General features: G+C 59.5%; 24 protein-coding genes and 1 pseudogene. 14 read left to right on the forward strand and 11 right to left on the reverse strand.

Annotated elements, in window-relative coordinates:
* Positions 1-99 precede the first annotated feature (99 nt).
* Genes CK222_RS09800 through CK222_RS09820 form a run of 5 tightly spaced genes read right to left on the reverse strand, consistent with a single transcriptional unit; the run spans position 100 to position 1818 of the window.
* On the reverse strand, positions 100-792 hold the full coding sequence (locus CK222_RS09800) for a DNA methyltransferase (RefSeq protein ID WP_095800214.1): 693 nt from the start codon (positions 790-792) through the stop codon (positions 100-102).
* Positions 789-1028, reverse strand: a complete 240-nt coding sequence (locus CK222_RS09805) for a hypothetical protein (protein WP_095800215.1) — start codon at positions 1026-1028, stop codon at positions 789-791. The genes CK222_RS09800 and CK222_RS09805 overlap by 4 nt, the downstream gene beginning before the upstream one ends.
* A complete protein-coding gene (locus tag CK222_RS09810) occupies positions 1018-1305 on the reverse strand; it encodes a hypothetical protein (RefSeq protein WP_095800216.1) in 288 nt (95 codons plus the stop codon). The genes CK222_RS09805 and CK222_RS09810 overlap by 11 nt, the downstream gene beginning before the upstream one ends.
* Positions 1283-1573, reverse strand: a complete 291-nt coding sequence (locus tag CK222_RS09815; RefSeq protein WP_095800217.1) for a hypothetical protein — start codon at positions 1571-1573, stop codon at positions 1283-1285. Before CK222_RS09815 ends, CK222_RS09810 begins: the two co-directional genes overlap by 23 nt.
* Positions 1570-1818 carry a Cro/CI family transcriptional regulator gene (locus tag CK222_RS09820; RefSeq protein WP_095800218.1) on the reverse strand — a complete coding sequence of 83 codons (249 nt, stop codon included), beginning with the start codon at positions 1816-1818 and terminating at the stop codon, positions 1570-1572. The genes CK222_RS09815 and CK222_RS09820 overlap by 4 nt, the downstream gene beginning before the upstream one ends.
* Before the next feature lie 81 nt (positions 1819-1899).
* Here CK222_RS09820 and CK222_RS09825 point away from each other — a divergent pair, with 81 nt between their 5' ends.
* Both CK222_RS09825 and CK222_RS09830 read left to right on the forward strand, forming a co-directional pair.
* Positions 1900-2604 (forward strand): helix-turn-helix domain-containing protein, encoded by a 705-nt coding sequence (locus tag CK222_RS09825; RefSeq protein ID WP_095800219.1) that lies wholly within the window; start codon positions 1900-1902, stop codon positions 2602-2604.
* 192 nt (positions 2605-2796) lie between these two features.
* Positions 2797-4449, forward strand: a complete 1653-nt coding sequence (locus CK222_RS09830; protein WP_095800220.1) for a DNA repair ATPase — start codon at positions 2797-2799, stop codon at positions 4447-4449.
* A gap of 87 nt (positions 4450-4536) precedes the next feature.
* On the opposite strand, the gene CK222_RS09835 is transcribed toward CK222_RS09830, so the two are convergent.
* Together CK222_RS09835 and CK222_RS09840 are read right to left on the reverse strand one after the other, a co-directional pair.
* The gene (locus tag CK222_RS09835) at positions 4537-5298 is read right to left on the reverse strand and encodes a thermonuclease family protein (RefSeq protein WP_245432989.1); all 762 of its coding nucleotides are present in this window, start codon (positions 5296-5298) and stop codon (positions 4537-4539) included.
* 92 nt (positions 5299-5390) lie between these two features.
* Complete coding sequence (locus CK222_RS09840) at positions 5391-5768, reverse strand: hypothetical protein (RefSeq protein ID WP_245432990.1); 378 nt, start codon at positions 5766-5768, stop codon at positions 5391-5393.
* A gap of 382 nt (positions 5769-6150) precedes the next feature.
* Between CK222_RS09840 and CK222_RS09845 the strand changes: the two genes are divergently transcribed.
* Entirely contained in the window at positions 6151-6870 is a 720-nt protein-coding gene (locus tag CK222_RS09845) for an HNH endonuclease (RefSeq protein ID WP_095800222.1), read from the forward strand.
* A gap of 177 nt (positions 6871-7047) precedes the next feature.
* On the opposite strand, the gene CK222_RS09850 is transcribed toward CK222_RS09845, so the two are convergent.
* On the reverse strand, positions 7048-7902 hold the full coding sequence (locus tag CK222_RS09850; RefSeq protein WP_095800223.1) for a plasmid partitioning protein RepB C-terminal domain-containing protein: 855 nt from the start codon (positions 7900-7902) through the stop codon (positions 7048-7050).
* Positions 7899-9464 (reverse strand): recombinase family protein, encoded by a 1566-nt coding sequence (locus CK222_RS09855; RefSeq protein WP_245432991.1) that lies wholly within the window; start codon positions 9462-9464, stop codon positions 7899-7901. Before CK222_RS09855 ends, CK222_RS09850 begins: the two co-directional genes overlap by 4 nt.
* Positions 9465-9525: 61 nt before the next feature.
* Here CK222_RS09855 and CK222_RS32870 point away from each other — a divergent pair.
* From CK222_RS32870 to CK222_RS09890, 8 genes and pseudogenes are all read left to right on the forward strand, one after another.
* Positions 9526-9732 (forward strand): annotated as a pseudogene (locus CK222_RS32870) (type II toxin-antitoxin system HicB family antitoxin); the annotation flags it as partial.
* Between the two features lie 525 nt (positions 9733-10257).
* Positions 10258-10404, forward strand: a complete 147-nt coding sequence (locus CK222_RS32245) for a hypothetical protein (protein WP_176477606.1) — start codon at positions 10258-10260, stop codon at positions 10402-10404.
* Between the two features lie 162 nt (positions 10405-10566).
* Positions 10567-10884, forward strand: a complete 318-nt coding sequence (locus CK222_RS09865; protein ID WP_095800226.1) for a YMGG-like glycine zipper-containing protein — start codon at positions 10567-10569, stop codon at positions 10882-10884.
* Positions 10885-10998: 114 nt separating this feature from the next.
* Positions 10999-11616 carry a methyltransferase domain-containing protein gene (locus CK222_RS09870; RefSeq protein ID WP_095800227.1) on the forward strand — a complete coding sequence of 206 codons (618 nt, stop codon included), beginning with the start codon at positions 10999-11001 and terminating at the stop codon, positions 11614-11616.
* 259 nt (positions 11617-11875) lie between these two features.
* Entirely contained in the window at positions 11876-13462 is a 1587-nt protein-coding gene (locus tag CK222_RS09875) for a hypothetical protein (RefSeq protein ID WP_128203375.1), read from the forward strand.
* An 81-nt stretch (positions 13463-13543) separates the two neighbouring features.
* A complete protein-coding gene (locus CK222_RS09880) occupies positions 13544-14566 on the forward strand; it encodes a phosphatase PAP2 family protein (protein WP_067327943.1) in 1023 nt (340 codons plus the stop codon).
* 9 nt (positions 14567-14575) lie between these two features.
* Positions 14576-16123: a S8 family serine peptidase gene (locus CK222_RS09885; RefSeq protein WP_095800228.1), complete on the forward strand. Its 1548-nt coding sequence runs from the start codon at positions 14576-14578 to the stop codon at positions 16121-16123.
* A 165-nt stretch (positions 16124-16288) separates the two neighbouring features.
* Positions 16289-16990: an adenylate/guanylate cyclase domain-containing protein gene (locus CK222_RS09890; RefSeq protein ID WP_095800229.1), complete on the forward strand. Its 702-nt coding sequence runs from the start codon at positions 16289-16291 to the stop codon at positions 16988-16990.
* A 163-nt stretch (positions 16991-17153) separates the two neighbouring features.
* Here CK222_RS09890 and CK222_RS09895 read toward each other — a convergent pair whose 3' ends face one another.
* Both CK222_RS09895 and CK222_RS09900 read right to left on the reverse strand, forming a co-directional pair.
* A complete protein-coding gene (locus CK222_RS09895) occupies positions 17154-17405 on the reverse strand; it encodes a hypothetical protein (protein WP_095800337.1) in 252 nt (83 codons plus the stop codon).
* A gap of 176 nt (positions 17406-17581) precedes the next feature.
* Positions 17582-17893, reverse strand: coding sequence for a hypothetical protein (locus CK222_RS09900; protein WP_141247049.1), 312 nt, complete (start codon positions 17891-17893; stop codon positions 17582-17584).
* Positions 17894-18077: 184 nt separating this feature from the next.
* Between CK222_RS09900 and CK222_RS09905 the strand changes: the two genes are divergently transcribed.
* The 3 genes from CK222_RS09905 (at position 18078) to CK222_RS09915 (ending at position 20805) form a co-directional block, all read left to right on the forward strand.
* Positions 18078-18593: a hypothetical protein gene (locus CK222_RS09905; RefSeq protein WP_141247050.1), complete on the forward strand. Its 516-nt coding sequence runs from the start codon at positions 18078-18080 to the stop codon at positions 18591-18593.
* A 35-nt stretch (positions 18594-18628) separates the two neighbouring features.
* Positions 18629-19276: a hypothetical protein gene (locus CK222_RS09910; RefSeq protein ID WP_141247051.1), complete on the forward strand. Its 648-nt coding sequence runs from the start codon at positions 18629-18631 to the stop codon at positions 19274-19276.
* A gap of 233 nt (positions 19277-19509) precedes the next feature.
* Positions 19510-20805 (forward strand): tyrosine-type recombinase/integrase, encoded by a 1296-nt coding sequence (locus CK222_RS09915; RefSeq protein ID WP_095800233.1) that lies wholly within the window; start codon positions 19510-19512, stop codon positions 20803-20805.
* Positions 20806-20987: the final 182 nt, after the last annotated feature.

A 20987-nucleotide genomic window follows, 5' to 3' on the forward strand; every position in this document is an offset into this window, starting at 1 on the left:
CGGTGAATTTCAGGCCGAGCCGTTTGGCGGCGTCGTCGATCGAGACCGCGCGGGCGTCTTCCACGAACTGTTCAATGACGGAGCCACCAGACTGCGCGCTCAAAACAGCGACTCCTGTTTCGGCTCAGCTGGGGCGACAAACATGTCTGGCTGCGCGTAGGCCTTTCGGATCCGCTCGCAGGCGATCTCGAAATAGCCGGCATCAATTTCGATGCCGATGAAGGGGCGGCCCTGCTTCACGCACGCTACCCCAGTGGTGCCTGAGCCCATAAACGGGTCCAGCACCGTCCCTTCCGGCAGGAAGGTCAGGCACCAGATCATAAGCTCGACGGGTTTTTGCGTGGGATGGACCTTGCCGTCCTGGAGCGCTCTTGCGCGGGGGTAAGTGAAGATATGAGCCGCCCTGTTCTCGTTCACCCATGCGAACTCGCAATCCGCAAGCGAGAAGTCCCGCTGCCCCTTATCCCAGACCAGCCACCGCATGGTCGGTGGAAGATAATCGGTAAAGTAGTTGCCGCCCCAGATAATCTGCCGAGGCGCGATCTTCCGAATCTCGTCGAAGGTACGCCGGTCTGGCCGCTCTTTGTCCCATTCAGGGGCGCCATAGGACTTCCAACCGTTCTTGTCCGAACCGCCCCTGCCGTCGCCCTTGCCTTTGAGAAGGCTGCCATAGTCAATTCCGTAAGGCGGGTCCGTGAGAACGCCGGCAACGTTCGGCAGTTGACGCATCACCGTCAGACAATCTCCGAGGATCAAGCGGCAGGCGCCTATGATCTCTTCGCGGTGGTTCATTCGGACTCTTTTCCGATGCCCTCGCCTCCGCGCGAGAAGAGACCTTCGGCTTCGACCAGCGCCCGCACCTGCCGGGCGGAAAGCCCCAGCCGCGCCCGCACTTGCTCGAGGCTCTGGCCCATTTCGAACAGCAGCCGCACGCCCTCGGCCTGCATCGGTAAAGGCAGCTTGAACAGCGTCGCCGCGTCGATGCTGCCGGGCGTTCCGAAAATCGCTTTTGGAGTTCTAGCCAGCATCGAGGTTGCTCCTTGTTTCAGTGCTCGTCCCGTGAAACATCGCGTCAGCCTCTCGCGGGGGCGGCAAGTAGAAGGCGCGGAAGGAAAGCTTCAGCCAGTCGCAGACGGCGAGGACCTTGGGCGCCGAGACACTCTGCCCGTTGCAGATGCGCGAAAGGTCCGAGGCGCTTACCCCAATGTCGGCGGCGCAAACGCGCCAGCCGCGGCCGTCTTCCTCGAGCTTCGCCCGCAAGAGCTTACCCAATTCGCGATAGTCATAGGCAGCGAGCCTGACCATGCCTGGCCTCCTTTTTGAGAAACAGCGCCGGCTCCTCGCCTATCCAGGCGCAGAGCGCGAGAAACTCGTCGGGGCCCGGATCGCGGCCGCGCGCGGCGCGAAAAACCGCGTCGACCTCGACCTCAGCCTCCCGTGCAACCCTCGTCGGCGACTTGCCGCGATGGATGCGCCGGGCTTCGAGGAAGAGCGCAAAGAGCGTGAAGTCCACCGGCGCTTTCTGGCCTTCTCGGCCATTTTCCGGCACTTCGGTCGAGGAGGCGCGGCTCATCGCGGCGCCTCCTCGCCGCTGCCGGTCCCGGCTTGGGAGGATGCGGAACCGGCAAGGATATCGGGACCGAAGAGGTCGGGCCGCTGCGCATGCCGCGAGATGCCGGTGGCGCGCTCGATGTCGAGCACGCGCTCGGCCGGCACCCGATTCCAGGAGTAGAAAGCTTGGTGGCGGATGCCCAGATGCGAGGCAAGCGCGCCCAATCCGCCAACTTTGGCGGCTGCGATTCTGACGATTTCGATCATGGCAGGATGGTAGGTATTACCTACCTACTGTGTCAACAGGCAATCGCTTGCAAAAAAGTAAGCAATAATTACTATGCTGGCATGATCGCGACGATACGCACCGACTCGACGACACTTGGCCAGCGCCTGCGCCAGGCGCGGGAGGCTGCCGGCCTGACGCAGAACGACGTCGCCGACCATTTCGGCATCAAGCGCGTCTCGGTCACGCAATGGGAGGCCGACACCACCCGCCCCTCGATGGAGCGGCTGCCCGAGCTCGCCGCGCTGCTCAAAACCGATGTTGCCTGGCTGCTCGACGCCTCAGGCGCAGCACCCGTGCCGATCGTGCGCGAGCCGAAGCCGCGAGCATCGCGCACGCCGATCATCCCCGGCGACGAGCTGGTCGGCGGCCGCGACCTGCCGATCTACGCCGCCGCAATGGGCGGCGAAGGCCACATGATCGTGACCTTCGAAGCGATCGACTGGGTGAAGCGGCCGGCGGTGCTGCAGAATGTCCGCGGCGGCTATGGCATCCTGGTGCGCGGCGAATCCATGATCCCCGCCTATTGGCCCGGCGACACCGCGCTGGTGAATCCTCACCTGCAGCCGGCGCGCGATTCCGACGCCGTGTTCTTCCACACCCCGCCCAAGGAGCGCGGCGACGAGGAGGCCATCATCAAGCGCCTCGTCGGCATGAACGACCGCGAATGGACGCTGGAGCAGTACCGACCCGCGAAGACGTTTACCGAGAGCCGCGTTGACTGGCCGATCTGCCATCGGGTGGTGGGTAAGTACAATGCGCGGTGATAGGGGCCGTCCCGTGTTTTGCGCCGCGCAAAGAGCCGATTGTTGACGATCTGGCTATAGGCGCTCGATCTTAGAGATCCTGGTAGGCCATCTTCAGCCACCGAATTGTGAAACAAACCTGTCAGCAACTGCGCTCGGCTGATTGTCACGACAGCAACCTCGAACTACGCTCGTCAATCGGAGGGGTTTCCCATGATTAAAGAATTTAAGCACAATCCTGTCGTCATACGTCCTGACACCACCATTGGTAACATATCGGCAGAAGCAGATGACGATTTTCTGTTCGAGTGCTTTGTAGACCATCCTGCCCTAGAGGTGGCGCGAACGCTGAAGAATTCGAAGATGTTCGTGTCTGCAAGAACCGGTAGTGGAAAAACGGCACTGCTTAGGAAAATAGAACATCAGTTTCCGGAAACAACGTCTATCATCGACCTTCCCGGACTTTCGATGGACTATGTTGCAAATTCCGACATTATACGGTTCTTGAAATCGCTGGATATCGACCTTGACCTTTTTTTCCAAGCTCTGTGGAAGCACGTTCTATGCCTCGAATATATCCGAATGAGATACAACGTAAAGAACGCAGAACGATCCAAAGAAATTTTTGGCTGGCTCAAGGATTTTTTCCGCGCCGACGAACGGCGTGAATCGGCTTTAAAGTACCTGGCACAGTGGGAGGGCCGATTCTTCATTACGATGGACGAGAACATCAAGGAAATAACCTCGAAACTCGAATCGCAGGTGACCGGAGAACTCGGAGGCGAGGTGGATAAGTTCTCTGCCCGGGCCGGCTACACTCGGACATTGAGCGCAGAAAAACGGTCTGAACTGGTGGCACGTGCAAAACGAATTGTGAGCTCTGCTCAACTCGCTGATCTAAATCGCGTCCTAGATTTGCTTTCCAATGTCGACAGCGCTGACAAATACGCGGGCAAATATTACATCCTAATAGATCGCTTAGACGAGAAGTGGGTCGATGAGTCGGTTCGCTTTGATTTAATTCGCGCTCTGATCGAATGTCTTCGTACGTTCAACAAAGTTCACAATCTGAAAATTTTGGTGGCAATTCGCGAAGACGTTCTTGAGCGAGTTGTACAAGAGACTAAGGACATGGGATTCCAACGAGAAAAGTACGACGACTATTTTTTGCGTGTTATTTGGGATGAAGCGCAACTTAAAGAACTGATCAGAAAGCGGATCAATCTACTTTATAAAAGGAAATACACTTCTGCAAATGTGACGTTTCATGACGTTTTCCGCAATAAGGTGGCCAATAAAGACCCAATGGACTACATTCTTGAGCGAACTCTATTGCGGCCTAGAGATGTCATTTCGTTCGTTAACGAGTGTTTTGAAAAAGCTCAAGGCGGAACTGAGGTTACACCAAAGATCATTAAGGAAGCGGAGTCTGAATACTCCCGGATTCGGATGCAGGCCTTAATTCAGGAATGGCAAAGCGCATTTCCGTCCCTATCGGTTGCTTTTCGACTCCTTTCGAGCCGCCGAGGGAGGTTCAAGTCGACTGAAATCGCTTCGAAGGAATTTATGGACGACTTTGTCCTTGAGGTCCATCAAGTGCCTTCATGGGAAAACGACCCGATCAAGCAGTGCGTTGAACGTTATATGCAACAAGGGTCGGAGGCATCCGCGCTGGCGGTTGCAAAGAATTTGATCAGTGAACTTTACCGGATTGGGGCCGTCGGCGTAAAAACGTCGGCGGCGGAAAGGTATATCTACTCCTATCAGGACGTTCCCGTCATAAGTCCAGATGCAGTTGATTTGCAGACTAGAATCCATATTCATCCAATGCTGCACCGAGCGCTGAATGTTCAGGACCACGGCTAAAACGCTTACGTTTTTCTATTGAGTGATATAGTTTCTTGTATGCCAAGGACGAATCCACAGACGGTTTACTCCATTACCGCTACTGCACTACTTCCTTGACCGCCTCCAACCTGCGGCTAGAGCATCAGCTTCCGAGCAGAACCACCTCTCGCCTTTGGCCCGGTTGATGATAGTGACGCTGTAATATTTTTGTCCGGGCACATGGTAGATTCGTTCGCCGTCGGCTGAAAGGTTGCCCTTGATATTGCAGCCGGCGTTGCCGCCGCCCAGCGCGAAAGTTGGTGTCGACGGTACCTGCGCGTCGGCGCTGTGCTGCGCCCGCCAGTCCCAGGGTGCCTGGAAGTTTCCAACCCACAAGCCCAGTTTTGCCGCCCGAGCCTTGGCCTGTTGCGCTGCATGAGCGCCGTAGCTGTATTTCGGCCAATCCAGCGCTTGCCCGTGCTCGACCATCCAGGCGGCAACGTCAGCCCCGTCGGCGCGCGCGCAGTTGCCGACAAAGCGCCCGTAGCGGTCCCATGTCACGAACGAGCACTGCACCGGCTTGGACGCCGCAAGGAATTTGTCCAGGGCTTCGGCGGAGCGGCGGCCGCAAGGATACTCGAAACCCTTTGCATCGTCGCAATATTGGCGGCTCTCCGGCGCGTCGATGCCGTTGAAGCGCACGCGCTGGCCATGAATCTCGATCGTGTCGCCATCGATCACCGAGGCGACGCCGGCTATCGATACCGGCCTCGGCTTGATGATGTTCTGCAGGTTGACTTCCGGAAGCGATCCGCTGTTGTGCATGACGAACTGCGTGACCAAGGCAGAAAACGCAGCCACCGTCACGAGCACAAGACGAAGCGGCACGCTTGCCCATCGCCCGGATCGTGAGCGCTTGGAGCCTGCGCGCCCTCGCCACTGGCTAGAGCGGTTGTCGTGACGAGACTTGTCAATGCCGATCACGGCGCGCCGCCCGGGCGGCTCTCGGCCGAGCGGCCGCCGCAGCGCGATCCATCCGCCGCCCTGCTTTCGTCGGTCGGACAATTGCCGGTGTAGCCGCCTCCGCCTGATGCAGGCGATCTATAGCGTTGGATCACAGCCACGCTGCGTTGCCCGTCGCCTTCAATATGCGTGTTGTTGCTGTTCGGATTGAACGGATCGACCGTTTGCAGAAGCGAATTGGTGTTGTTTGCATCGCCAGACGCAAGCGTCATCGTATCGTAATTGTTCAAATAGTCGGCAGCACAGCCTGACAACAGCACCACACTCGCTGCGGCAAAATACGATCGCAAATCCACTGAGGCATCCCCTCGACACCGGCTGGCATAATGCTCCATTTGCATTTTGTTGTCGAATCCCGCTTTGACGGCTTGCCATTCGCGCCAGGCTAAGCAACGTTGGCAGCGGGTCGGACATATTGGGGGGACTATGAAGCGGCTTGTTTTGACCGTCGCTGTTTTCGTTTGCATTGCGGGCTGCGCCACTCCACCGGACAAAATAGCAGGCGTGCCGAATGCTGGCCCTTGCACTCAGGCAGACAAAGAGCGTCTGGCGGTTCTGACCAATCAGCAGAACAAGGCAGCAACCGGCGACGCTCTGGGTGTGTTCCTTATCGGCGTCCCGGTCTCGTCTATGTCTGGTAGCGACCACGAAACCGAAATAGCCGTTCTGAAGGGACGCTGCGGACCGCCTAAGACGTGATTGCGATGGAGCACCGAAATGCCTGTGACCAGCGGTTCAGGTAATCCGAAATGGACCCGTGACGAGACTTTGCTGGCCCTGGACTTGCTCTATCGCCACGGGAAGCCAATTGACAAAAACCATGCCGATGCTGCCGAGCTATCGCGGCTTCTGCGGGCGGCGCGCATCTACCCCGAAACCAATCGGAAGGACAGTTTTCGCAACGCCGATGGCGTAGCGTTGAAAACTCAGAACTTGTTTTCTGCGCTCAATCCCGAGCGGAGGCTAAGTTCGTCCGACATGGATAGAAAAGTTGTTGTCGAGTTTCCGACTGCACGAAAGTTGGACCTAGCGCAGATAGCCAGTGCAATCCGACAAGCGTTATCTGGCGAGGCGGCGACTGTGCTCGATCGAGATGACGAGTTTGAAGTTACTGAGGGTAAGGTGCTGGCCGCCCGCCATCGGCAGAGAGATGGAAGATTGCGAGAAAAGCTAATCGAAGCGCGCCGCGCAAACGGACTCAGATGCGAAATCTGCGACTTCGCCGTGAATGCAAATGCTCCTCGGTCCGCCGAAAGTCTTTTTGAGGGCCACCACACCATCCCACTGGCCGCGGCCGAGGGGGAGCGAACCACCCGCCTCTCGGACATGGCGCTTTTGTGCGCCTGCTGTCATCGCTTCATTCATCGGCTGATCGTAGATAACAAGCGTTGGGTGGGAATTCCGGAGGCGGCAGAGGCACGGAAAGCCCTGGCTTAGGTAACAAGGGAGTGCTGGTGAACTCCAATGTGATAACGCGGCGCCGATCCCTAGACACGGAACCTGAACCGGCCCGCTGGTCGCCAGCGATTCATACTCGAAGGAGTTGAACACGGTTCTCAGCGAGCTGAAAACATCTGACAAGAGAAGCGGGTGATCTCGCGGGGATTGGAGAGCTTAAATCCACGCGCTTTGTTCAGCGATCGGTGCACGTTTCTGAAACCCACTTTCGCGAAAGTCGAGCAATTCCTGATACACCTCAAGGTGCCCGGCAAAATTGCGCGCCATAAACCGCACTAGCGCGGGGTTGTTCAGCAATTTGTCAATATAACCGATAACGGCGATCAGGTTGAGCACTGTTGCGCCATGGGTGCTGGCGGCGCTCAGATATTCATGGCTGACCTTGGCCAGGTCAGTTTGCATGTCAGCCAATTGCGTCGGGGAGATGCCCTCATATTGCTTTCTGGGCGCAAAGGGATCGGTGAGCTGCGATCGTGGTGTGAGCGCGATCAACACTCTCGCCACTCGAAACTGCACGCGGTCCAAGGCTAGCATGAGACGCACGATCTCAACCTGCCGGCCCGGCACGACCTCTCGCAGCATGGGAAAAATCTTCAGGGGGGCGCCATAATCGTTCAGCAGGTCGAGAGCCTCGAGACAGACCCCACTGACAAGCTGCGGCTCGGCCGCGACACTGAGCGGGCCTTGCTGGTCCTCGTGGAATTCCGTTCCTCTCGCCGAAGATTGCGCCAGGATCCAAGGCAGCGTTCCGAGACCATGCGCCTGCAGCAAGGCGCGGAACGCAGCGTCGGTTAGGATTTGGCCGGTGGCATTGACGACGACTTCCAGTTGATGCCGCGCTGCGACGGCTTCTCTGATGAAATCCTGCATCCGATCGAATTGGCGTTGGTATGTCCGCAAGAATGCCGGGCCACGCAATGGATTCTGCGGCGCCTGCAAATTGCTCGTCAGACGGGTGGCATGCCGGTTGTTCTCGACGAAGCGACGAAGCTCGGCCTTGGTTACTGTCACTTGAGCGCCGAAATCGATTCTCGTCTCGCCATCTCCACGACAGGATCGAGAGAAGCGAAGAGGAAGGCATCAAGGCGCACGCCGTTGTTTGCGTTGAGCATGCGAAGGGCGGATTGCGCTTGATGCGCGGGCGCAATGAGGAAGTCACGAACAGTTTGATGATCAGGCTCCATTCTGATCAAAATCGTCACATCTGGCCCAACGAGACCGCGGTTCCAAAATATCCAGCGTGGATAGCCGGTGACGATAATCCGATAGCGCGCGATCCATATCGCGATGGAGAATTCCTCATTGACGCGCAAAAGCTTTGTTTTGGGATCGTACAGTGCCGAACCACGGACCTTGTCAATCTTCGACATCAATTCCTCGACGACTTGCTGCCGGATCTGTTTGAGCCGGTTGCTGACATCGAGTTTCCGATAGTTCGCCGAGGCGTCGTATCCGATCAACTGGTAGGCGGCCTTCATGCTTCCAAATCGGTGCGCGTAAATGGAGGCTGAATGACAGAAGGGGGCGGCGTCAATGATTGGGCTCGACAGCTTCCCCCGCTCTTTGAGCAGCTTGGTCAGATCGGCAAGCAGCTCCTCATCGGGCTTAAGGTAAGCGCGCGCGCGCCTGATAGCTTGCGCACGATCGAAAAGCGCCCGGGTCACGAGCGGCTCGATGACATTGTCGGCGCGAACAAATGCGCTTGGCGGATTTCTTACCCGGTCGTGTAGAAGCCTATGGGATATTCGGTTCCATACATTGTTGCCGATGTACTTCTCGCTCGTCAGTATCGTGCCCACGCATGCTTTGGTCCATGGTCGGCCCCGTTCAGTAACCGGGCCGCGAGCGTTTAATGCAGTCGCAATTTCGGCTTCCGTTTTTCCCTTCGTCACGAATTGATTGAACATCCATCTTACGGTGGAGACCTCCTCTTTCGGCCCCGGCACTAGAATGACGCGATCGCTTGCCAGCCCTTTTCGCTCATCGCGATGAAGCATTGCCTTGGGATTTCCGGAGCCATCAACAAGAAGGCGCCTGAAGCCATAGCCGGCGGGGCCACCGCCGCTGAAACCCAGTGCGACTATCCGGCTTTGACCGGCGAAGACCCTGTTCGACAGCATGCGGCTGTACTCCGCGGCCATGCTGCGTTTGATTGCCTTCAGGACGTCGGACCCAATGCTGCCATCGTTGACGAATAGCTCGGCGCAGAACTCGATCCGCACTCCGGCCATCTGGCACCGGTATTCATAGGTGGCGCTTTCATCGGTATTCTGGAAGCGCCCCCAACGGCTCACATCGTAGACAACGACGGTTTCGAAATCGGCTCGCCGGCTTTCCACATCTTCCAACAGCTGCTGCAAGCCTGGGCGTCCCACGAGGCTGAGGCCACTTCGGCCGGGATCCTCATAGGTTGCGACAATGTCGTAACCCATGACGTTCGCATAATTGCGGATCGCATCTCTCTGGTTGTCGATCGAGTAGATCTGCCTGTCTGTGGACATGCGCAGATACTCGGCCGCACGGATCCTTGGCCTCCCGAGGGGGCCGGCGGGAGCCGTTGCAGACTTGTCCATCTTGCACCGTCGTGCGGGTGTTCTAAGCTAGGGGCCGGCCGCCGCGCGGCAAGAGGAAGGAATGCGCCAGTACATCGGGTTGATCCACAAAGAAGACGCCAGCGATTACGGAGTGTCCTTTCCTGACTTCCCCGGCGTCGTCACCGCCGGCAGGACAATTGCCGGAGTGCGTCGGCTCGCCGAGGAGGCGCTCGCCTTTCACATCGAGGGGCTCATAGAAGACGGCGTATCGATTCCGGAGCCGACGCCGCTCGAACAGGTAGTAGCGAAAACCGACGTACTCGCCACTTTCTCGGTGCCTCTGAAGCCTGCGACACGGTCAGCAGGTCGGCCGAGAAGAAGGTCGCATGTCTCTCGGCATCGCTGAGCCCGTCCCGTCGCACTGCACGCAACGCACGCTCACGCCGGGACATCTGTGTTGATGCGTTCCTGCCGGGCAGCAATGGCCGTTCGAGCTGCGCCATCTCGGACATTCGAACATCGTGCCGGTGCCGCCGCACCCTTGGCACTCGCCTTCGCAAAACGCCAGTTCCATGTTACCCGACCCACCGGCGTTGCAACGCCGCAAACCCAGTCGGCTGGCCCCCGCTAGCCGTCTGCAAACATTACGATAGGGCAATTAAGGTTTTTCTAAAGCAGGGGTGGCTTACAGCCATTGTCTGCCCGCTCGGTTGACCGACACTGGCACATCGCCCGACGCGAGGATGCAAATGTCACCGCGGCCTTGCCATTATCTTAGTGATTGCTAAATTCATCACGGCTAAACTTCCATTTCTCTGTCCGGGATCGTCGGATGAGGTTCCTGAGTCATGTTTTCTCCGGCCTGTGGGCAGCCGGAGTGTTGGCGATGGTCTGGCAGGTATGGAAGCGCCCGTCGCCGCCGCTTTCCGAAACCGAGCAGGAACGCGATTTGCGGGAATGGCTGGAAGGGCAAATGTAGCTCCCGCATCTTTCCTGTTTGGAAAGCATCCTGTTCAACAGCCGGGAAACCATGACTCAGTTCGTGAGCAGGCTCCGCCGCCGTTCCGCCGCAATGCGAGCCCACTTCGGCCAGGTACGCCCCTGTTTTAGTTGGTCTTTGGGGCTTGAAGGAGTTCTGGAGATGATGATCAAGAAGGTTTTTGTGGCGGTGCTGATGACCGCGGCACTCGCCGGATGCGAGACCCAAACCGAGGGCCAGCAGCGAGCAACCACCGGCGCGCTGATCGGCGGCGCCGGCGGCGCGCTGGTTGGCCAGGCGATCGGCGGCAATACCAAGTCGACGGTTATCGGCGCGGCAAGCGGCGCGCTGCTCGGCGCCGTCGTCGGCAGCGCCACCACCCCGCAGCGCCGCGGCGAGCAGCTCTGCCGCTATCGGGACCGCTACGGCCAGATCTACACCGCGCCTTGCGACGATCGCTATTACCGCGGCGATTATTGATCCTGTGAGTGACTGGGAGACGGCGTTTTCTGCGCCGGCTCCCCTCTTCCGTCATGCTTTTGTACGCTTCTCGCTGTAAAACCGCCGCTGCGGTGGGCTGCGGAGGAGGCCGAAATGACGACGAGCCTTGCCGGCGCGCTGAAGGACCGTGGCAAGCGCGCGGTGAAACGGCTGATCGGCTATGATTCGCGCAACTGGCTGCGCATTCGCCAGATCGAAGCTTTCACGGCCTTCCTCGAAGCGGCCAATCGCAAATCCCGCGACGTCATCGAAATCTCACCCGGCTGGAACCGCTACTGGCGGGCGATGTGCCCGAACTACCGCTCGGTCGATTTCCCCGAGTTCGACATCTGCCGCGACCGCACCGACGAGCAATTTTCCATTGTCATTGCCGACCAGGTGCTCGAGCACGTTCAGCGGCCGCTCGCGGCCGCCGCCAACATCCATGCAATGACCAAGCAAGGCGGCTGGGCGATGGTCGCCACGCCTTTCCTGTTCCGGGTGCATGCCCGGCCGCACGATTACAACCGCTGGACGCCGGCGGGATTGAAGCAGGTCATGATCGAGGGCGGCTTCGCAGAAAATGACGTGCAGGTCTTCGGCTGGGGCAACAAGGCCTGCGCGAGGGCGCACATCGGCGGGCCGGTGCGGGCCTACGGCCTGTGGCGGGATCTCAGCAACGACGAGGAGTACCCGGTGATGGTCTGGGCATTCGCGAAAAAGCGCTGTTAGCCTCGGTCCGGGGAAGCCGATTTTGGGCCGGTGCCGGTCAGGCAGCTTGAAATGCCGACGATAGAAGCGGACGTATCGAGAATTGCCGAGAGCTACAGACAGATTTATATTAGTGGATCATATATTAGGGGACAATGGACGCGAGGGGCCGCTAGTGTACTCGGATGGCCGTCCTTTCCTTAGATTGATTGGGCCATTCGCGATTGAGCGCGCGGATGGCGCGGACGTTACGCCGCATGGCAGACGGTCCAAAGCGCTCTTGGCCATGCTTGCCCTGGCACCCAACGGTACGCGGAGCCGAAAATGGCTGCAAAGCAAGCTCTGGAGCACTCGCGGCGAGGAGCAGGGTGCGGCAAGCTTGCGGCAGGAACTGTCCGAGGTTCGGAAGTCGCTCCGCAACGCCGGCCTTGATCTAATCTCGACCGATCGTGATGTGGTTCGACTCGACGTCGCTTCGATCGGCATCGATTTGAAGGATCCGCCCGAAGGCTCTGCCACGCGTGATCTGCTTGAGGGCCTCGATATTCGCGACCCAGAGTTCGAGGATTGGCTTCGTGAGCAAAGAAGCCAATGGCCGCGACCTCGCACAGTGCCAGCAAACATCTGTCCTGTTGGCGCGGCAGATCCATTGTCCGGACAGCAAATCGCCTCACCTCTGAATTCGTCGCGGCTATGCTTGGGCCTAGTTCGCGATGCCAGGTGGACGGAGGGCTCCGCTAACAGGGCCGTCGGCGACCTTGTCCTGGATCTTGTGGTTCGATCGATCCTGAATTTCGAAGTGGTCGACGTCGTGGATTTTCAAGCGCAGGGACCGCTGACCCAAGCGCCTGGCACTGCGTTACCGGACTGGCTGTTGCAAACCAGGGCAACGGTGGTGGGCAACAGAGTGGGCCTGACATTTGGATTGATTGCGCCCGGTGACAGCCGGCTCTTGTGGTCGCATACGGATTTTCTCGAGCTTGCCGAGCTGACTGGCCCGGCGAGCCAGAAGCTGATGTCGCTGGTCAATCAGATCGTGTTTTCGATCCTCGAATTCGTTCTCAATCCTAAGTCCATCCGCGACGAGCCCCGACACCGGGCGTCTCGGCTTGCATTGACAGCGCTGCGACAGGTGTTCCGCATGCGCGATACGGACCTGGATTCGGCGGAGCGCATGCTCGCCGAAGCATATGAGCTCGACCCGCGTAGCACATATCTGGGGTGGCAGCTGTTTGTGTTTGTCACCCGCTTTGGCGAAAGACGGGTCGGCCGTTCGGGCACCTTTCACGATCAGGTTCGGGATTGCGCCAGTCGCGCCGTCGAAGCGGCCCCCTTCAATCCTATCACGCTGGCGTTGGCCGCTCATGCCCATTCGTTCGTCTTTCGTGAATACGCACAGGCACTGGAACTCGCCGATCGAGCGATAGCCGCTAACCCGCTGCAAGCCATTTGCTGGGACATGCGGGCCCTGACGCTCGGCTATCTCGGCGAGGTGAAGCGTGGATATGAGGATGCGATGCGCGCACGTGCACTGGGCGGGCCTCCCCTTTATCGTTACTGCATCGATACCACGTGCTGCATCTTGGCAACTCTGAACGGGCGCTTCGAGGAGGGGATACGTCACGGCGAGCGTGTCCTTGCGCAGCAACCTACATACCTACCCGCTTTGAGATACTCGGCTGCCTGCCACGGGCATCTGGGGCAGACTCTGGAAGCAGTTAGAACTGTCGAACGCCTGCGCGCCTCGGAGCCCGATTTCTCGCTCGAGCTGCTTTCGGACGAGAATTATCCAATTGCAGGCGTACTCGGAGTTTCGGTTATCCAGAGCGGGCTGTCGCGGATAACGCTGCCAAGGTACGCGCCCTAGCGTTGCGCACCGCACTTACGTCGAGGCCCCGACCACCAAGTCGCGCGGATCGAATTTGCAAGCTTTAGTTGAGGGGTGGACATGATGGCGATAATTGATCTTAACAACAAATTGTTTAACGCCCGCTTCCTGGTCAGAGGATCGGACATACGACAATATCCGCTAATATTGGGTGACGCAAAACCTGAAAAAGCTCTTGAGGAATACATCAAAAATAGAGGCGGCGAAAAACTGCATCCTTTCGTGGCCATGATGGCCAAGAGCAGCGTTCTGTCGATTCAAGATGAGCAGATCGTGATAACGATTTCTGATGACCCTGTGGAGGGTGTCATGCGCCTTTCGCCAGCCTTCCGGGCGGGGCCGAGCGCAGGTCGAGGTCGAGGCAGGGGCAGAGGGCGCGGACGAGGACGGGGACGCGGCAGAGGGCAGACGGCTTTCGAAACTGGCGAGGAGGCTTTGCCGGCGTGGCACGACAAGCGTGCCCTGCACACGATCGGACTAAGCGTCGCCAACAAATATCTCGGCGCGATCTGGGAGGACATTCTTATCGATCCCCCGCCCGGACCTTCAGAGAGCCTCAGGGAGACAGAAGCGCTTCTCGATCTGCAGAAGAGGAGGGAAGGTGACCCGGTGCGGCGCGAGGAGATCGTCCGCCAGGCATCGTTCGGGATTTTGGACTACACGGCACCGCTCGGAATAGACACTCTCGCGGGCTTCGAGGGGACATGCGCATTGATTGTTGCGATCCTCGAACTCACAGAGGAGATCGGGCTCAACTACAAAGATCGATTCAATCGGCCGCGGCCCAACATCATTGAGCAGAGGCTGCGGCCGGCGCTTCCGGTTCCTTCGCACGCTTCCTACCCGTCCAACCATTCATTTCAGTCATTTGCGGTGGCGAACGTTCTGCAACGCATGTTGCCCGAGCACGCAGGCGTAACCGCGCTTTATGCGCGCGCCCGCCGGGTGGCCGAGAACAGGGAATGGGCAGGGCTGCACTACGCCAGCGACACCGATGCCGGCGAGGAACTGGCTGCGCGCATTTCTCCGTACTTGGTGGACGCGATGGATGAAACGATCCGACGTGCCCAGAGCGAATGGTAGGAGGGTGCCATGACGGACGACATCAAGAAGGGCGAAGGCCATCTTTGTTATGACTGGTATCACTACCTTTGGCACCTGATCGCAATCGGCGCCTTACGCGATCGTCCGCGCATCCCTGAAACGCGGTTGCCGCACGAGGCCGCATACCTGCTGGAGGCCGACGCCTGGGATTTGTTGGCTACTGACAAGCCCGGTTACGGCGAGGTCATTGCCCAGATTGATACGGGGGTGAACTCAAGCCATCCCAATCTCGACCCTCGTATCCGTCCTGCGGTCAGCTTCGCCGCTCACCCATTCGGGTTGAGTTACGTCACACCCAAGCAGCAACCGGCCGTCTTGCGAGGGCCGGAAAAACAGCAGAGCAAGAGCTTTGTGGGCGACGATACCTGGGCATGGGCGGCAGGCCTGATCAAATCGAGAAACAATGCGCAGGAAGTCGAGGTTCAGAAATCGCTGCTTCGAGCACTGAAAGATGGGCGCGGCGTAATTCAGGAGACTGCTGAGACCTCGCGTATGCGCTACTCAGCGCACGGGACCGCCTGCGCCGGGCTGATGGTCGGCGCCCCTGAGGCCTCGCCTGCGAAGTTGAGGCAATTTGGCAACGGTGAAGGCGCGATACCTTATTGGGGCGCCGCCCCAGGCGCTGAACTCCTGCCGATCGAGATTTCCGCACGGCCCGACGCAGCGCAGCTCATTCTGGCGTTCCTCTATGCCCGCGACCAGAAGGTTTCAGTCATACACTTTCCCCGGGAAGTACCCGATCCATGGCGAGCGCACCGTTCCTATCCGGGATATGGCGACAGCAGATATACTTCGGTCGAACAGGCAAAGCCAATTTGGGATTATTTCGAGAAGCTTTTCGAGGCGATCAGCGAGGAAATCCCCATCATCTGCGCAGCCGGCAACGATGGCTACGACCATCTGATTTACCCGGCGAGCAAGGCCGGCGAAAGCAACGGCGTGATTGCGGTGGCGGCCGTCACTTATCGAGCGAGACGTTCAGCATATTCCAACTACAGCGGCGATCCGACCGACAATTCCGTCACCATTTCCGCGCCATCCGACGACCAGGAGGTGTGCACGCGCTGCCAAATACGACTGGACAGGGAGTCGCCGCGTTCACGTGACCACAATTTCGATATCTATGAGAAGCTCCCCCAGGTTGAATACGCGCCGCAGGGTGTGCTCACCACCGACATCCCGGGCTACCACGGCTATTCCGGCGGACAGTTGGAAGGGATCCAGCCACCGAGCGTCGAAAGCAGAGACCGCGCCGGGCTGTACACGGTGTTTGGCGGAACATCTGCCGCCTCAGCCATCGTCGCGGGAGCAGCCGCTTTGTTGCAGTCGAAACATCGCTCCACGGGTAGGCCGCTCAACGGCATAGAAGTTAAGGCGAAGATGATCCAGTCGGGCGCAAAGGAGGTTTCATGGCCTTGGCTTGAAAAAGCTAACGTTCCGATTCTACCGGATAGCCCTAATTGCGAGAGAAGGGTGCCTTCGTTCGATCAGCAGTTTGGAGCGGGGCTGCTTGACCTCCGTAAGTTGTTGAGCTGAGGGTCCCGCCGAATTTGACTAAAAAGGTCGGCTGCAAGCCGCTAAAGCCGGCCTGAATGGATTTCTGACGTAATTCTGACGTGCCCCCCACGGCAGGCTTACGATCCGCCTACGCCGTCCAGTCATATTCGAGCGACGTTTGAAATCGCTCGGGGCCGGACTCCAATGCATCCGATCACTGCCTATACGAATTCACAGACTGACCGCGTGCTCCCGTCATTCGGCATCGGTGAAACGAAATTCCAGCGCGCCATCGCCACCATCATGTTTACCGACGTGGAGGACTCGACCGGCTTGGCGAACGCGCTTGGCCTGGTCGAAACCACGCGGTTCATGATCGAGCACTTCGCGTTGACCCGCCAGGTCGTGGTGGCCCATGGGGGGACCGTTCAAAACTTTACCGGCGACGGCGTGCTAGCGCTCTGGCCGGGGAGCGAAATGACGCCTAGCGAAACGGCGCTAAAGGCGCTGGCCGCCGTCGCGGAACTGGTACCGCAAATCTCGCTCGGCAACGCTTGGAAGCGTTCTACGGGTTCCCTGTCGCGCCGCATCAGGATCGGCTTACACTCCGGCGAGGTGATGTTCATCAACGATCGCCAGTGGGATTTCTCTTTTTTGGTCGGTTCGGAGGTAAATTTCGCCCGCCGCGTCGAGCAGGCTGGCAAGAGGGAGAATGGTGCAGGCGTCGACGCGCTGGTGATGGTCAGCGGTGCGACCCTCCACCTTGCTGGCCTGGCGACTGCGTCGATCGACCCCTACGAGGTTGTGCGGCTAACCCCCGCCGAACTGGCTCATCGCCAATCGCTCGACTGTCGTCGACCGTGTTCGCGAAGCAGAACTATGGCGCGTGCAAATGTCGGCCTTTGAGGAGTTAGCTGACGTTGAACCCTACTTCAGCCAAATGGCGGCTCGTGGCGCACTTGCGACCTCCAGCGCAGTCGCCGGCAATGTCCGCTTTAAGGCAATGACACCGCAACTTTAATGACCGAGATGCGGCGCAAAGCCGCCGTACCTAAGGGTGGCTCAACGTTCAACAGGCTACCGGTATTTCAGCCTCAAGCGCTGGAACGATCCCGTTGGCGTAGAGAATGATGGCATCTTCGAACTCGCCGCTCGAAGGATCGCCCGTACGGCTGAACGCCACGACGCCGGCCGAACATTCCGCCAGTTTCTCTGCCAGTCGCAAAGCATGCTCGACATCCTGTACTTCCACCGCCGCTCCAGCGGCGATCGCTCCTTTGGGCGTGAAATTGAAACTCTGAACCACGAAATATGTCAGCAATGCCGCCTCCTTAGCCGCGTCAATCTGACTCGGCCGGCAGAACAAAACAAGTACAAACGCAGCGGGCCGGTGCGACAAATCCACAGCCCAGGGCTGAACAGAAACCTACCTGCCTTGACAATGTAGGTAGGTGTTGCCTACTATCCGGAATTATCACTTGGAGCCGGGCGGTGAAATCAATCTCTGAAGCGCAGCAGTCCCGCGATCCTTCCGCTCGGCCCGTAGAGCATCAGCACTGCCGCGCAGGCGAGGTCTTCGCTTTTGCCCTCCCAAGCCCGGACGGTTTCCTCGACCTTGCTCCGAATAACCGCGCGAACCGTCGGGTCGTCGAGCTTGACGTCCTCGGCGGCGAGCATCAGGGCCATAGCGCCTTGGTTGATTTTCAGCTTCGGACAGATCTTGGTGCCGGCAATTGCCTGCCCGACATGGGACATAACGGCCAGTTGCCCATCGCTGTAGGCAAAGGCCGAACCGGTCAGGGCGAACAACGAGACGGCAGCTCGCACCAACATTCTCATCCAATACCCCCTGCCCGCAATGCGCGGTTTGAAAGCTATCACAAGGACGAAGCCGTCGCGAAGCGGCTCGCCGCCATTGCCTTCATTGCCGCCACCCTGTTCTGCGCCGCTGTCACCGTCGGCGCCCTCTGATTTCCGTCCAAGGAGACCCGTCTTGCTCGATAAAGTTCAACGTTCATCGCAAACCCGCCGCGAGTTTCCGGAAGCCGGGTTCGACACCCATCCGCGCTGCTTGGAAATGTCAGAGGCTATGCGCGATCTGTTTGCTGTTGGCGGCGGCGTCCGGCTTGAGGACTTGATCGGGGCCGGCTTCACAAGCGCCGAAATCATCGAATTTCAGGACAGCGCCGCACGTCTGGCTTTGCTCGCCAGCACCAAGCAGATCACCATTCGCCCGGATCTGCTTGCGGACATGATTGAGAAGGCCCGGCACGCCGCGCCCAATCGGCCACCGCTACCCGGCGACGCGCAGCCTACACAGAGCCTCATCCTGGCCTGGGGCCAGTATTGTGCGGCTCACGGCGCCCTGCTGCTCGACCCCTGGTCGGGTCAACGCGAACGCTGCATTTCGGTGCTGTCGGGCTACCTCGACCGGCTGCCGATCTTCCCGGCCATTCGCTCGAGCGTTATCAACGCCGTTGAAGCAGCCATGCCGCAGGTGCACCAATGAGGCCCGCAAGCAAGGCGCTTGGCGGCAGACCCGCCATGATCCCAACGTTCAAGCCGGATGGGTCGGCCTTCGACCTCCTCGAACCGAAGGCGTCCGACATCAGCTTCGCCGATATGGCCAACACGCTGTCCAAGCTCGCCCGGTTCAATGGTCTCTATCGCTGCCCGGCCTACTCCGTGGCGCAGCATTCCGTCATGGGTGCCGACGCGCTGTTCCGCGAAACCGGCGACGGCGTGGCGGCCGGCTATTTTCTTCTTCATGACGGACATGAATACGCGCTCGGCGACATCACCAGGCCGGCAGTCGACCTGATCCAGCATCACATCTGCCGACTGGCGAGCGACGCGGGATTGGCTGCAGATTTCATCGACCAGCTCGCCCACCGCGCGATCGCGTCGGTCAAGCGAAGCATCGACGTTGCGATCTACCAAGCAGCCGAATTGCCAGACATTCATGCCGTGCCCGCCTACGGCCGTCAGATCCGCGAGATGGACGATCGCATGCTGGTTGCCGAGGCCGCGGCCCTGTTCGGAGCCAGGCCGAACAGCGCTTGTCTGCCGCGCGTTTCGCTGCCTCCGCCAAAGCTTGTCGGCGCGATCGTACCGTGGGGTGCGATGAAAGCAGAGCTTGCCTTTATCGACCGCCTGCAGCGCTATCTTGGTATCGCGGCGCGGGCGTGCTGAACGTGCAGTTTTCGTCAGGAACACCAGCGGCAACGGCACTCCATGAACGGGTCCGATGAGTACACGGAAAACGCGCCGCTGCGGCTGGACATCGCGGCCCGGATTGCTTTCCCTGATGGGTCGATGGGCCCAGCCGGTTTGCGCAAGGAGCGCGACCGCGGGCGGCTAGAGACGGAAATCATCGCCGGCAAGGAATATACCACACTCGCAGCAATCGGGAGAATGAGGAAGCTATGCCGCGTCCAAGCAAGGGAATTAGACTCGTCTGGCGGTCCGAGAGCCGAAAGGCCGACGGCAGCTTGCGCAGCAAGGCCGGCTGGTACATCGAGGACGCCGGAAGACGATATCCCACTGGCTGCGGCAAGAGCGAGCTTGTTGAAGCTCAAAGGCAGCTCGCCGAATACATCAGCGAAAAACATCAGCCAACGCGCCAGCGCAACCGCGACCCGGACCAAGTAAAGATCGCGGACGTCATCAATGTCTATGCCGAGGACGTCGTCGCGCTCAATCCGTCGCAGAGCTATCGCAAGGAAACGGCCGCGCGGCTGCTCGCCATTCTGACTTTCTTCACCGGCACGGTCGCCGACATCTCAGGCGCACTCTGCCGCGAATATGTCAACGGCCCGGCCAAGAAGGGCCGGATCCTGCCGACGCCGGCGATGGCACGCCGGCAGCTGGAGGATCTGCGCGCGGCCATCAACCACTATCACGCCGAAAAATACATCACGGCCGTGCCGAAGATCGTGTTGCCGGCGCGATCGGAGAAGGCCAAGCGCGCGCTGACGCGATCAGAGGCGGCGAGGCTGCTCTGGGCAGCTTGGCAGATGCGGCAGACCTGGAAGGGGCAAGAGAGCGATCGCCGGACGGGCCGGCACGTGGCGCGCTTCATCCTGACCGGGCTCTACACCGGCACGCGATCCGCCGCCATCTGCGGCGCCGCGACACGGCCCACAGTGGGGCGCGGCTTCGTCGACCTTGAGCGCGGCGTCTTCTTCAGGCGAGCCGCCGACATGGTCGAGACCAGGAAGCGACAGCCGCCGGTCAGGCTGCCGGACCGGCTGCTGGCGCACATGCGCCGCTGGGCGCGCACCCCGGTTGACATCAAGACCAAGGGACGCGGCAAAAGCCGCACGATCGGCCGCATGATCGCGCACGACTTCATCGTCGAATGGGAAGGCGGGCCGGTTCGATCGGTGCGCAAGGCGTTCAAGTCGGCCTGCGAGAGCGCAGGCCTCGGCTGGTACGAGGCGCGGATCGTCAAGGGCGTCGAGACGCAAGTGTTCGTCACAGATGTCACCCCGCACACGCTGCGCCATACAGCTGCGACGTGGCTGATGCAGAACGGCGTCGAGCTTTCCAAGGCAGCCGATTTCTGCGGCATGACGGAAGCCGTGCTGCGCAAGCACTACTACCACCATCACCCCGATTTCCAGGCCGACGCCGCCGCGGCGATCACGGCCAAGGCGCCGGCGCCGCGCCAGAAGAGCAACATCGTCCGATCGGGCGTCTCCCACCTGAAACCCACCTGAAACCCCGGAAACAAACGTGAACAAAGGCCCCAACAGCGGCCAATCATTAATCGCAAAAGCCCGGAATTCCGGGCTTCTTCTGGCAAGACAGCTTGTTCGGGACGATGGGGTCGCAGGTTCAAATCCTGCCACTCCGACCAGAACGAAATCTCCCGAAAGTCTTTAGTTTCCCTGATTATTCA

The organism is Mesorhizobium sp. WSM3866 (genome assembly GCF_002294795.1).
Lineage (GTDB): Bacteria > Pseudomonadota > Alphaproteobacteria > Rhizobiales > Rhizobiaceae > Mesorhizobium.